This window comes from Frankia sp. BMG5.60, assembly GCF_059428125.1.
The window spans coordinates 6,878,798-6,891,083 of the sequence record NZ_CM182091.1; the positions used below are offsets into that span (position 1 = coordinate 6,878,798).

Below are 12,286 nucleotides of genomic sequence, written 5' to 3' on the forward strand. Positions count from 1 at the left end.
GTCGCCCACCGGCCGGGAGCCTCGTGTGGCCTGAGCTCCGCAGATGGTCAGGCCGGGGAGCCGGCCCACAGGTCGGGGCCGAAGACCTCGTAGCGGATGCGCTGTGCGGGCACGCCGCGGCGCAGCAGGCCGGCGCGGGCGTCGCGCAGGAACGGCAGCGGCCCGCACAGGTAGGCGCGGGCACCGTCGGGCAGGGCAACCGCGTCGAGGTCGACCGTGCCGCTGTGGCGGGACTCGCTCCGCGCCCCACCGGCACCCGGGGTGGCACCGGTGCCCGCCGCGGTGCCGATGCCCGCCGGCCTGCCGGTGCCGGACTCGTACCAGGTGTGCAGCCGGAAGTCCCGCAGCAGGGCGCCCATCTCGATCATCTCGGAGCGCAGCGCGTGGTGGTCGGGGGAGCGGTCGGCGTGCACGGCCACGACCGGACGTTCCGGCTGCAGCCGGGCCGTGTGGCCGAGCATCGCGATCATCGGGGTGACGCCGATGCCCGCGCTGATCAGCACGAGCGGGTCGGCGCCGGTGGCGAGCGTGACGTCGCCGGTCGGCGGGCTCACGTCCAGGATGTCGCCGACCTTGACCTGGTCGTGCAGGTGGGAGGAGACGACGCCCGCGGGCGCGCCGGCGGTGCCCGGCACCCGGCGCACCGTGATCCGCAGGCTGCCCGCGCCGGGCGCCCGGGACAGGCTGTACTGCCGGGCCTGCCGCCCGCCGCCGGGCAGGTCCACCGCGACGGAGATGTACTGTCCGGCCAGGTACGTCGGCAGCGGCTCGGGGCCGGTCGGCACGAGGTCGAAGGAGATCACCTCGGCCGTCGCCACGGTGCGCGCGGTCACCCGCCAGGGCCGCCAGACGTGATCCGGGTCGGCGCCGACGCGCTGGGAGATCCGCCCCTCCTCGGCGATGAGCGCGGTGGCGAACAGCCAGTAGACCTCGTCCCAGGCGTCGTGCACCTCACGGGTCACCGCGTCGCCGAGCACCTCGCCGACCGCGGCGAGCAGGTGCTGTCCGACGATCGTGTACTGCTCGGGCCGCACCCCCAGCGAGACGTGCTTGTGCGCGATGCGGCGCAGCACCGGGGCGAACGACGACCCCGGCCCGCCGAGCAGGTGCCCGGCGTAGGCGATGATGGCCGCGGCCAGCGCCTGCCGCTGCTCGCCGGTGGCCTGGTTGCCCTGGCTGAACAGGTTCAGCAGCTCGGGATGGGCGGCGAACAGGCGCGGGTAGAACGCGGCGGTGATCTCGACGGCATGCTCGGCGACCACGCCCGCGGTCGCTCCGACGACGGCGGCGGAACGTTCGGACAGCATGGGATGACCTCCGGACTCGGACATGGCGGCGCCGCACGGTGTGGGGAGGTGCCGCGGGGAGATCTCCAGTGGCGGCCAGCTCCACTTCTACGTGTCGTAGTAGCTGGACGGCGCAAGCATAGTGAAAACCCGCCCCCGAGCTCGCTTTCCGGGCCTCATGGTGTCGTTCACAGTCCGTGCCCATCCGGCCTCGCCTGGCGCTGGCGGGAGCCGGACCGTGCTCGACCAGGGGCTCCGCGTGCAGTCGGGTTGCGGTAGCCCGCACGCTGACCGCCCGGACCGGGTGATGCGCCGACGGCGCGATCGGGCTAGCCTCCGCGGCGATGACCGGACCAGCGCGATGACCGGACCAGCGCGACGACCGGGGGGAAGCGCGATGACCGGACCGGCGCGGGGCGGGTTGCCGGGCCTTGCCGGTCCGGAGGAGGTGTGGGACTCGGTCGAGCGGATGGTCTCGTTCGGCCCACGGTTGCCCGGCTCGCCGGCGCACCACCGCCATATCGACGACCTCGATGCCCGGTTGCGGCGGCTGGGTCTGGCGGTGACGCGCCATCCCGTTCCCCTCGCCCGCTGGCTCGCCGACGACTGGTCGCTGCGCGTCGTCGACGCGCGCGGGGTGAGCGTCACGGTGCCCGTCGCCTCCTACCGCCCGTACTCCGGCGAGACGTCGACCCGCGGGGTGACGGCGACGGTGATGGACGTCGGCGCGGGGGGCACGGCGGACTATCGGGGCCGGCCGGTGGCGGGTGCGATCGTGCTCGCCGACGCGCCGGTCGCCCGGCTGCACGCCGAGGTGCTCACCGACCTCGCCGACGCCGTCGAGCCGCCCGACGCGCGGGCGCTGCTCGCCGCCGAGGACTACTCGCGGGTGTGGCTCGGCGTCCCGGCCCCACCCGACCTCGCCCTCGCCCGCCGGCACGGCGCCGTCGCGATGATCGAGATCCTCGATCTGCCGCCGCCGCTGGCCGCCGGCCAGTACACCCCCCACCAGCAGCCGTACGCCGGTCTGCCGACCCTGCACGTCGACCGCGAGCAGGGCGCCCGGCTGCGCGCCCTGCTCGCGAAAGGCCCGCTGGAGGCCACCGTCGTCCTGGCCGCCCGCCACGACGACAGCACCGTCGACTACCTGCTGGCCAGGCTGCCCAACCCCGACCGCGCCGCCCCCGACCACGACTGCGCCCCCGACTGCGGCGCCAACCCCGACCCCGACCGGGGCGCCGCGCGGGCGGGCGGCGACGTGCTCGTCGCCACGCACACCGACGGGCAGAACGCGATCGAGGAGAACGGCGGGCCGGCCCTGCTCGCGCTCGCCGAGCGGCTCGCCCGCCGGGGCCCGGCCGCGCGACGCAGGCGCGACGCCGTGTTCCTGTTCTCCCCGGCGCACATGACCGCGGACGCGGCGACGGTGAAACCCGACGCCTGGCTACGCCGCCACCCGCGGCTGCGCGCCTCGCTCGCGATGGCGCTCGTCGCCGAACATCTCGGCGCGACGGGCTGGGACGAAGGCGGCGGCACCGTGCCCTACGGGCCGACCGGCCGCAGCGAACCCGTCGTCGTCGCCGTCGGACACAGCGAACGGCTGCGCCGGCTCGCGCTCGACGAGGTGCGGGCCGGCGGGCTCACCCGGGCCGCCGTGCTCCCACCGGCTGCCGACGGGCTCTACGGCGAGGGCACGTTCCCCTACCGGCTCGGCCTGCCGACGGCGGCGTTCATCAGCGGGCCGGCGTACCTGCTCCAGGTCGGCCCGGGCGACCAGCTCGACAAGCTCGACCCGGCGCTGCTGCACCGGCACACCGTCTTCCTCGCCCGCCTGCTCGACCGGATGCTCGCCCTGCCCGGCACCGGCCGGACCGTGGAGTCCTCAACGCAGCGAGCCCAGAAAGGCGCGTAGCACCTGACGCATCTCCGCCGGCCGCTCGAGCCACGGAGAGTGCCCGGCGTTGTCCAGCGGCACCCACCGGCCACGCGGCGCCAGGTCCGCAACCTCGCGCGCCCCCGTGGGATCGGGGTCGCGCCTGCCGTGAACGACGAGCACCGGCACCGTGAGCCGCCGCAGGTCGTCGTCGATGCCGGCATCGAGTCGAGCCTTCCAGTCGCTCTGCACCGCGCGCGCCACCGCTTCGGCACGCGGATAGCCGTACAGCGGCTGGCTGTCCAGGACGGTCGCCGCCGCACGGCTGGCGAAGTCCGTGGACCACATCAGACGCAGGAACCGTGCCCGGTCGCGTTCGTCCCCGTTGCTTTCCAGGCGTGCGCCGAGCGCCGTCAACTCCTGGCGTTCAGCCGCGGTGAGGCGACTCAGCCGCTCGCGTTGCACGCCGTCCTTCCATCCCCAGCGGATGGCCGTCCCCGCCAGGTAGATGACGCCGAGCGTGCGGTCAGGGTGCGCGAGAGCGTAGAACAGCGCGAGCGCCGCACCCCAGGAATGGCCGCCGACCACCCAACGCTCATGCCGCCAGTGCGTGCGCAGAGCCTCCAGATCGGCCACGAGGGTGGCGATGTCAAACGGCCCGCTCGCCCGAGAGCGTCCACAGCCTCGCTGGTCGTAGAGGTGTACGCGCGCGACATCGTCGACCATCCCCGCGACGGGTTCGAGGTTGTTGGACAGCCCTGGCCCGCCATGCGCGAGAACCAACGGCAGCCCCGCCCCCCGCGACAGGGTCCACAACGACCCGCCCGGCACTGCGACCGCCTCGTCCGCTGGCTCCTCAGCGACAAGGGACATGTGCACACGGTAGCCGTCGCTGTCAGAAGGCTCCAGCGCCGGCGCAGGCGTCCGGTTGCCGCCGGTCGGTGCGTGATGGTTTGGTGTCTCACCAGGTGCTGCTGCTGTCCCGCAGTGCCCGAACCCGTCCAGCGGGGCCAGATTCCGTCCAGCCGTGCCAGAGGAGCAGCGACGATGACGCAGGCGATCCCGGAGCAGTCGTTCGAGCTGGGCCTGGCCGGGAAGGCCGCGGTGGTCACCGGCGCCGGGGCCGGTATCGGGCAGGCCATCGCGGTGGCGCTGGCCCGGGTCGGGGTGTCGGTGGGACTGGTCGAGATCGATCCGGAGCGGGCCGCGAGCACGCGCGAGATCATCGAGAAGGCGGGCGGCACGGCGCTGACGCTGCCGACCGACGTGATGGACACCGAGGCGCTGGCCGGCTCGATCACCGCCGCGCACGGGGAGTTCGGCCGGCTCGACATCCTCGTCAACAACGCCGGCGGGGTGAAGGCGAACCGCTTCCTGAAGCAGAGCGAGCGAAGCTGGCGCCGGCACATCGACATCAACCTGGTCAGCATGATCGCGGCGACGTCGACCGCCGCGCCGCTGATCGCCGCGGGCGGTGCCGGCGGGTCGATCCTCAACATCACCAGCATCGAGGGGCAGCGCGCGGCGCCGCTGTACGCCGTCTACGCCGCCTGCAAGGCCGGCATGATCTCCTTCACCCGGACGATGGCCCTCGAACTCGGCGAGGACCAGATCCGGGTCAACGCCCTGGCGCCCGACCACACCGCCACCGCCGGCATGCGCGGCATCTTCGCCGGCCCGGTCGACCCCGACAACCTGCCGCCGCTGTCGCCGGAGCGCCGTACCGAGGTGGAGCGCTACGTCCCGCTCGGCCGGGAGGGCCACGCCGACGAGGTCGGGGACGCCGCGGTGTTCCTCAGCTCCGACCGGGCGAAGTACATCACGGGCGTCACGCTCAACGTCGACGGCGGCGCCTGGGCGTCCAGCGGCTGGGGGCGCGCGGGCGACGGCTGGACCCTCTACCCCGGGGACACCTCCGTCACCCTGTGACGCCGTTCGGGGATGACGCCGTTCGGGGATGACGCCGTTCGGGGATGACGCCGTTCGGGGATCAGGCGGCGAGGCGGGCGTCGAGGTCGTCGAGCTCGGCGGTGAAGGCGACGCGCATCGCCGCCTTCTCGCCGTCGTCGAGCCAGGCGGCGTCCACCCCGGCGAGGACCAGCGTGCGCACCGTCGCCGGGCCGTAGTCCAGCGCGGTGCACAGCTCGACGTACTCGCGGCCGAGGTCGGTGTGGAACATCGTCGGGTCGTCGGAGTTCAGCATGACCCGCAGGCCGGCGGCGACCATGTCCCGGATCGGGTGGCGGGTCAGGTCCGGCCAGCCGTAGACGACGGCGGTGGACGTGGGGCAGCAGGTGAAGGCGATGCCCTCGTCGAGGCAGCGGCGCAGCACCGCCGGGTCGGACATGATGTGGTAGCCGTGGTCGATGCGTTCGCAGCCGAGCACGTCCAGGCAGGTGGTGATGTTCACCGGCGGGGCGTCCTCGCTGGCGTGGCTGGTCAGCCGCAGGCCGCCGGCCTTCGCGGCCCGGTAGGCGTCGACGAACTTCTCCGGCGGGTCGGGGGCCTCCGCGCCGTCCATGCCCAGGCCGATGAGCTCGTCGACGCGGTGTTCGAGCACCTCGGCGACCATCTGCCGGGCCAGCTCCGGCGGGTCCTGCCGGTAGACGTCGGCGATCAGCCGGCACTCGACACCGAAGTCGGTCCGGGCGGCGCGGATGCCGTCCACCAGTCCGTTGATCACGGTGCGCATCGGGATGCCGCGGCGGGTGTGCAGGGTGGGGTTGAAGAACATCTCCCGGTAGCGCAGGTTGCCGAGCCGGGCGCCGTCCTGCAGCGACTCGTAGGCGCAGCGGGCGAAGTCCGCCCGGTCGATCAGCGTCGACGAGACCATCCCGAAGATCTTCAGGAACTCGTAGATCGTGTCGTAGTCGTACAGCCGGGCGACGTCCTCGGTGGGCAGCGTGACGTCGTGCCGGCGGGCCAGGTCGGCGAACGTCGCCGCGCGCACCGTGCCCTCGAAGTGGCAGTGCAGCTCCACCTTCGGCACCGACCGCAGGTACTGGGGGTAGTCCATGGTCCGCTCCCGCCCTCGCCGGTCGACCGTCGTTCCGCCTGCTGAGCCGCCCGTCGACCGTGCTCGGCGTCCGGGGCCGCCCGGCGCCGGACGACCGCACCCGGTGGCGGTTCGCCCCGCGCCGGGCGCCCGACGGCCACGCTAGGACGGCCAGCCGCCCACGCCTGTTTCGGCGACGCAAACACCGCATCTCGCGGCACGCAGGCTGCGCGGGCGCGGCGGGCCGGCTCAGACACGGGCAGGCTGGCTCGGACGTCGATGCGCTTGCCTCAGACGATCAGACGGGCGGGCTCAGACGATCAGACGGGCGGGCTCAGACGATCAGACGGGCGGGCTCAGGCGTCGACGGGCGGGCTCTGGCGGCTCGGGATCGCGATCCGGTTCCACGCGTTGATCGTCACGATGGCGAGGATCAGGTCCGCGGCCTCCTTCTCCGACCAGCTCTTCGTGACCAGTGCCCAGGTCTCGTCGCTCACCCCGTCCGGGCCGAGCCGGGTGGCCTCGTCGGTGAGCGCTAGCGCCGCCCGTTCGCGCTCGTCGAAGAACGGCGCCTCCCGCCAGGCCCCGACCGCGAACAGCCGGCGCGAGGACTCCCCGGCCGCGAGGGCGTCCCGGCTGTGCATGTCCACGCAGAACGAGCAGCCGTTGATGATCGAAGCCCGCAGTTTGACCAGCTCAAGGACCGTGCCGTCGACGTTCTCCCGGACGTAGCGCTCCAGGCCGAGCATCGCCCGGTACCCCTCCGGCGCGACCTCCGCCACGTTCAACCGCTGGGTCATCTTCCGATCCCCTTCCCGACTGGCCGGGGCCTGCCGCCCCGGGCGGGGGCGCCCGGACGGCGACCCCTGTGAGGAGGGACGGGGCCGTCGGCCGTGGTGTGACATGCCAGGGTGCCGGCCGCTTCCCGAGTCAGTCGCCGTCGCGGAGGGAGGGCAGTTTGCGGGCGATGGTGAGCCCGTCGGCGATCGGCAGCATCACGACTTGTACCCGGGAATCGGCGGCCAGCAGCCGGTTGAACTCCCGGACGGCGACCACCGCCGGATTTTCCGAGCGCGGGCGCACGACTTGACCGTATTGCAGTACATTGTCCACGATGATGACCCCGTTGGGGTTCATGCGGGGAACAAGAAGGTCGTAGTAACGCTGGTAGGAGACCTTGTCCGCGTCGATGAAGGCCAGGTCGAAGGTGGGTTCCTCGGCGAGGTCCGTGAGGCTGTCGGCGGCCGGCCCGAGGACGAGGTCTATCCGGTCGGATACGCCGGCCCGATCCCAGTGCTTGCGGGCGATCGCGGTCCATTCCTCGCTGACGTCGAGGCAGAGCAGCCGGCCGTCGGCCGGCAGACCGCGGGCGATGCACAGGGCCGAGTAGCCGGTGAAGGTGCCGACCTCGACGGCCCGGCGGGGGGCGATCGAGGCGGTCAGAATGGTCAGCAGCGTGCCCTGCTCGGCGGGCACCTGCATCTCCGCCTCGGGCAGTGCGGCGGTGAGCGCCGACAGGTCGTCGAGGACCTCGTCGGGTGGTGAGCTGTGCTCGGTCAGATATGCACCGATTTTACCGTTGAGAAAAGCGGATTTTGAGCCCCGACCGCCGCCTCTGATGACCTCGCGGCGAACCGTCTCGGCGCCGAGCGCCGTGACTTCCCGGATGCGTTGCGCCGGGCTTCTCGACATGATCAGTGGGTGCTCCTTCCCTGGTCGCTCGGTGCGAAAATAGCCGCCCAGCGGCGCATTGCCGGCGCGTTACCGCGGTTCGGCGGGGAAAGAAACGGTAAAGATCACCGGTGGACTCGGCTGGCGGCGAGCCCAGCGGACGGTCGTCAGGATTCTCGTCCAGCCTCGCGGTCCCGGTGGGGATCGTCGACGATTTCCAGGAGCCCGAGTTCCGGGGGATGCCGGAGGTGGCTGGTCCCGGCCCGCTGCGGCGGCACCGCCGCGGCGCTCTCGCCGGGCTGCGGGCTCGCCCACGGCAGGTCGAGCACGACGCACAGCCCACCGGCCGCGGCGGGGACCAGCGCAATCGTCCCGCCGTCGGCGGTCACCAGGGCGTGCACGATCGCGAGACCGAGCCCGTGGCCCCGCCGATCGGCGCGGCGCGGCGTCCGGTCCGGCTCGCGTCCGCCGGCGGCGCCACCGAAGCGGCGGAAGGCGGCCTGCCGCTGCTCGGCGCTCATGCCGCTGCCGCTGTCGGTGACGGTGAGGCGGATCGCCGGCCCGGCCAAGGTCGCCGGGGCCGGGTGCGACTCGATCCGGATCCGGCCGCCGGGTGGGGTGGCCTCGAGGGCGTTGCTGAGCAGGTTGTCGAGGATCTGCTCGAGATGGCCGGGGCCGCTGGCCACCATGTGCGCGTCGTCGACGTCCCAGGTCAGCGCGATGTCCGCGGCGGCGGCCACCGGTCGCCAGATCAGGCAGCGCTGCGTGGTCACCGGCGCGAGGGGAACCGGCCGGACGGCGGTCGGGGCGTGTTCGGCCCGGGAGACGGCGAGCAGCCCGTCGACCATGCGGGACAACCGGTGCACCTCGACCAGGGTGCCGGCCACCTCCGCGGCGACCGTGGTGTCGACGTCCTGTTCCAGCAGCTCCAGGCGCAGCCGCATCGCGGTCAGCGGGGTCCGGATCTGGTGGGAGACGTCGGCGAGGAAATGCCGCTGGCTGTCGACGAGGGACTGGATCCGGTCGGCCATCGCGTCGAAGGTCGCCGCGACCTCCCGGACCTCGGGCGGGCCGCCGACCGCCCGGGCCCGGATCGTCAGGTCACCCGCGCCGAGCTCGCCGGCGGCGTGTCCGAGCCGGCGCAGCGGGCGGCCCACCCAGCGGGCCAGCAGGATGGAGATCGCCAGGGCCGCCAGCGCGACCAGCATGCCGCCGACAGCGATCTTCGTCCACCGCTGGTTGATCGAGGCACGCAGCCCGTAGTCGCTGCGCGCGACCGCGAGGACGCCGACCAGGCCGTTCGCGTTGGACACCGGCGCCACGAGGATCATGCGGTGCCCGTTGGCGTCGCTCGGCTCGATCGTCACGCTGTGGTGGTGCGCGCGGGCGAGGTCCTGCGGCGTGACCGGGATGTCCTCGCCGGTGTCGGCCACGGGGCTGTCGTCGGCGCGGTAGAGGCGCAGCTCGTCGGGCGGCACGTCCGCGCTGTCGCGGCGGGGTACCGGCAGCGGCGCGGCGTCCGGCGACAGTCGCCGCCACTTCACCTCGGCGACGTAGGTGTCGGTCGAGGCGGACAGCCGCAGCCCGAACAGGGCCTGGTCATGCCGGGTGGCGTCCAGGCCCATCGGGACGCACAGCCCGACGAGCAGTGCCGCGGTCAGCAGGAGCTGGGCGGCGAGGATCCGCCGGCTCATCGGCCCGGCAGCTCCTGCCGCCAACCCTGCGCCGGCAGGCGGCCCGGATCGGCCGGCCCGGCCGCGGACTGCGTCCCGGCGCCCTGGGGCCCGGCCAGCCGGAAGCCGACCCCGTACACCGTCTCTATCAGTTCCGGTTTGCCCAGTTTGCGGCGGATCGCGCCAATGTGCACGTCGAGGACCTTCGGTGAGCCGAACCAGTCTCCCCAGACCCCGGTGAAGATCTCCTGCCGGGTCCGCACCCGGCCCGGGTCGGCGGCGAGGAACGCCAGCAGGTCGTACTCGCGGGCGGTGACGGCGATGGGGCGATCGTCGACGGTGATCCGGCGGCTGCGCCGGTCGAGGGTGAGCGGGCCATGCCGGAGCAGGTCGGCGTCCCCACCGCCCGCCCGGCCGGCGGTGCGCCGACGCACCGCCCGCATCCGGGCCAGCAGTTCGGCGAAGCCGAACGGCTTGACCAGGTAGTCGTCCGAGCCCAGGTCGAGCGCCTCGACCCGGTCGGCCTCGTCCCCCCGGGCCGTCACGACGATCACCGGGATGTCGGTGCGCTCGCGGATACGTCGGCACACCTGCGCGCCGTCCATGTCCGGCAGCCCCAGGTCGAGCAGCACGAGGTCGGGCGGGGTGGGACCCGCGATCTGGCCGAGGGCGGCTGCGCCGGTGCGCACCCGGCTCGCCGTGTAGCCGGCCCGGTCCAGCCCGCGGACGAGCTGCGTCCCGAGCCCGTCGTCGTCCTCGACCACGAGGATCCGGGCGCCGGCCGGGTCGGGCTGGCGTGGCGGGTCGGGCTGGCGTGGCGGGTCCGGCACCTGTCCCGAGAAATGGTGGCCTGCGGGCGTCGCCATATTTCCAGCCTAGGACTCCCGCTCCGGCAGGGTGTGGCGTCCCCGCAGGCGTGACCGGCGCGTCGCCGACCCCTCACCCACCTGCGCCGGCCTCGCCCCCGGACTGCGGGCCGACGCTGGCCACCGTCGCGGCGAGCGTCGCGGCGAGCGAGTGCCGCGGCAGGTCGATCAGCCGGGCGGCGAGCAGGTCGGGGTCGGTCATGGCCCGGCGCACGGCCGCCAGGGCCTCCCGCTGGGACGGCGCCCGGCCCTCGGCCTCCCGGACGATCCGGATCAGGCCGTCGCGCCAGACATTGCCGATCTTGCCGTGCGGCCGGTCCAGCAGCCAGCGGGCGAGGCGCGGGCCGGGCTCCAGGACGGCGGGGTCGACCGCGGCGAACGTCACCAGGCGGGTCGCATCCCAGGCCCCGTCCTCGCCGCCGTCCCCGCCGCCGTCCCCGCCGTGGTGGTGGTGGTCGGCGGAGGCGTCGTGCTCGGGCGTGGGGACCCACTTCGCCCGCAGCGGGTCGAGGGCATCCGGCGGGCCGCCCCCGGCGCCCAGCACGGGATGGTCGGCGGCCACGATCACGGCGAGCCGATCGGCGTTGACCGCCAGCAACAGCCGCGTCAGCCACGGGCCCGGATCGTCGGACAGGTCGGCGACGGCGGACAGCGGCCCGCCCGCTCCGGCGGCGGCCGTCGGCAGCCCGCGTTCGAGGACCGTCGCGAGGTGCGCGTGGGCCGCGTCCAGCTCGGGGCGCTCGCCGACGAAGACCGCCCGGCCCGGCGCCGCCGTCAGGAACCCGGTCGCCGCGGCGAGGACGGGTTGCGCCGGCGGCACCGGCCGGCTCTCGGTGGACTGCCGGCCGCGGGTGTAGATCGCCGTCGGGGCCGGCCCGCGCGCCGGCGCCGGCCGGTCCAGGTGCTTCCAGGTGGCCGGGGTCGGCTGACAGACGTACATGTCAGCGCGGGCGCCAACCGCCTCCGCGCCCTCGTACGTGTGGAATGCCGGCCAGATCGCCTCGAAGACGAGGCCCTGGTCGAGCAGGGCCCGCTGCACCTTCCAACCCAGGGTGGGCACCCGATCGCTGAACCCGTAGGCGACGAGGACCCGGCCGCGCTCCCTGTCGGCGAGGCCCTGGGCGCCGCGAGCGGCGAACAACGACACACCCTGCGGGGTGTAGGGAGGGTCGGTGAAGGCGAGATCGGCGCTGCCCGCCACCGACGGCGGCAACCCGAAGCGCAGGTCCGCGTACAGGCATCGCAGCCGCACGCCCCGCGACTGGGCTGACCGGTCGAGGAACTCCAGCAGGTCCTCGTCGATGTCCACCACCGTGACGGCGAGTCCACGCCGGGCCGGGTCCGGGGCCGCGGCGGCGGCCAGCAGGACGACGGCCAGCGACGTCAGGTCGTGGTCACCCACGCACAGCAGGTGGGCTCCGCGCAGGTCGTAGTGCGTCGCCAGCCAGACGGCCCGGCGGACCACCGTCGCCGCCGTGGCCGGCACGTGGTCCAGCTCGGCCCGGGGGCGCGGAGCCGAGGCGATGAGCTCGTGCATCGTGGTGACGAGGGCGCCGTTGCGGCCGATCTCCGCGGCGAGGGAGTCGAGCGGGGCGCCCGCGCGCAGCTCGTCGTAATCGATCATCGTGCGGTAGTGGTCGACGGCGCCGGGACGCAGCACGAACGTTCCGCCGGTCCCGGTCCGCAGATCGTCGCCGAGGCAGCCGAGGATCTCCTCGACCGAGCGGCGCGGCAGCCCCGAGTCCTGGATCAGGGCGCGCAGGGTCCGCGGCCGCTCGGTCAGCGCCGCCACCACGCCACGGGGCGCCCGTGCGTGCACCCGGTAGCCGTGCAGCAGCGTCGCCAACGACTCCCCGGGCGCGCTCGCGGTCCCCGTCGGCGGATCGGGGGCGGGCGGCGGGGTGCGGGGATCGGTCACGCAG

General features: G+C 74.0%; 10 protein-coding genes. 2 read left to right on the forward strand and 8 right to left on the reverse strand.

Annotated elements, in window-relative coordinates:
- Positions 1 to 47 precede the first annotated feature (47 nt).
- Positions 48 to 1,307, reverse strand: coding sequence for a globin domain-containing protein (locus tag AC5R91_RS28240; protein WP_495394318.1), 1,260 nt, complete (start codon positions 1,305 to 1,307; stop codon positions 48 to 50).
- A gap of 376 nt (positions 1,308 to 1,683) precedes the next feature.
- Between AC5R91_RS28240 and AC5R91_RS28245 the strand changes: the two genes are divergently transcribed.
- Complete coding sequence (locus tag AC5R91_RS28245) at positions 1,684 to 3,198, forward strand: hypothetical protein (protein ID WP_495394319.1); 1,515 nt, start codon at positions 1,684 to 1,686, stop codon at positions 3,196 to 3,198.
- Here the strand turns inward: AC5R91_RS28245 and AC5R91_RS28250 are convergent.
- Positions 3,169 to 3,942 (reverse strand): alpha/beta fold hydrolase, encoded by a 774-nt coding sequence (locus tag AC5R91_RS28250; RefSeq protein WP_495394321.1) that lies wholly within the window; start codon positions 3,940 to 3,942, stop codon positions 3,169 to 3,171. The genes AC5R91_RS28245 and AC5R91_RS28250 overlap by 30 nt on opposite strands.
- A gap of 264 nt (positions 3,943 to 4,206) precedes the next feature.
- On the opposite strand from AC5R91_RS28250, the gene AC5R91_RS28255 reads away from it, so the two are divergent.
- Entirely contained in the window at positions 4,207 to 5,088 is an 882-nt protein-coding gene (locus tag AC5R91_RS28255; RefSeq protein ID WP_495394322.1) for an SDR family NAD(P)-dependent oxidoreductase, read from the forward strand.
- A gap of 61 nt (positions 5,089 to 5,149) precedes the next feature.
- Here AC5R91_RS28255 and add read toward each other — a convergent pair whose 3' ends face one another.
- From add to AC5R91_RS28285, 6 genes are all read right to left on the reverse strand, one after another.
- Positions 5,150 to 6,175 carry an adenosine deaminase gene (gene add, locus AC5R91_RS28260; RefSeq protein ID WP_495394323.1) on the reverse strand — a complete coding sequence of 342 codons (1,026 nt, stop codon included), beginning with the start codon at positions 6,173 to 6,175 and terminating at the stop codon, positions 5,150 to 5,152.
- A gap of 335 nt (positions 6,176 to 6,510) precedes the next feature.
- Positions 6,511 to 6,954 carry a carboxymuconolactone decarboxylase family protein gene (locus AC5R91_RS28265; protein ID WP_495394324.1) on the reverse strand — a complete coding sequence of 148 codons (444 nt, stop codon included), beginning with the start codon at positions 6,952 to 6,954 and terminating at the stop codon, positions 6,511 to 6,513.
- A 130-nt stretch (positions 6,955 to 7,084) separates the two neighbouring features.
- Entirely contained in the window at positions 7,085 to 7,846 is a 762-nt protein-coding gene (locus AC5R91_RS28270; RefSeq protein ID WP_495394325.1) for an O-methyltransferase, read from the reverse strand.
- A 146-nt stretch (positions 7,847 to 7,992) separates the two neighbouring features.
- A complete protein-coding gene (locus AC5R91_RS28275) occupies positions 7,993 to 9,519 on the reverse strand; it encodes a sensor histidine kinase (protein ID WP_495394326.1) in 1,527 nt (508 codons plus the stop codon).
- Complete coding sequence (locus AC5R91_RS28280; RefSeq protein WP_495394327.1) at positions 9,516 to 10,364, reverse strand: response regulator transcription factor; 849 nt, start codon at positions 10,362 to 10,364, stop codon at positions 9,516 to 9,518. Before AC5R91_RS28280 ends, AC5R91_RS28275 begins: the two co-directional genes overlap by 4 nt.
- Before the next feature lie 73 nt (positions 10,365 to 10,437).
- Positions 10,438 to 12,282: a bis-aminopropyl spermidine synthase family protein gene (locus AC5R91_RS28285; protein ID WP_495394328.1), complete on the reverse strand. Its 1,845-nt coding sequence runs from the start codon at positions 12,280 to 12,282 to the stop codon at positions 10,438 to 10,440.
- Positions 12,283 to 12,286 lie beyond the last annotated feature (4 nt).

Coding starts and splice junctions, on each gene's coding strand:
- AC5R91_RS28240 (WP_495394318.1), bottom strand. CDS start 1,307: ATGCTGTCCGAACGTTCCGCCGCCGTCGTCGGAGCGACCGCGGGCGTG.
- AC5R91_RS28245 (WP_495394319.1), top strand. CDS start 1,684: ATGACCGGACCGGCGCGGGGCGGGTTGCCGGGCCTTGCCGGTCCGGAG.
- AC5R91_RS28255 (WP_495394322.1), top strand. CDS start 4,207: ATGACGCAGGCGATCCCGGAGCAGTCGTTCGAGCTGGGCCTGGCCGGG.
- add (WP_495394323.1), bottom strand. CDS start 6,175: ATGGACTACCCCCAGTACCTGCGGTCGGTGCCGAAGGTGGAGCTGCAC.
- AC5R91_RS28265 (WP_495394324.1), bottom strand. CDS start 6,954: ATGACCCAGCGGTTGAACGTGGCGGAGGTCGCGCCGGAGGGGTACCGG.
- AC5R91_RS28270 (WP_495394325.1), bottom strand. CDS start 7,846: ATGTCGAGAAGCCCGGCGCAACGCATCCGGGAAGTCACGGCGCTCGGC.
- AC5R91_RS28275 (WP_495394326.1), bottom strand. CDS start 9,519: ATGAGCCGGCGGATCCTCGCCGCCCAGCTCCTGCTGACCGCGGCACTG.
- AC5R91_RS28280 (WP_495394327.1), bottom strand. CDS start 10,364: ATGGCGACGCCCGCAGGCCACCATTTCTCGGGACAGGTGCCGGACCCG.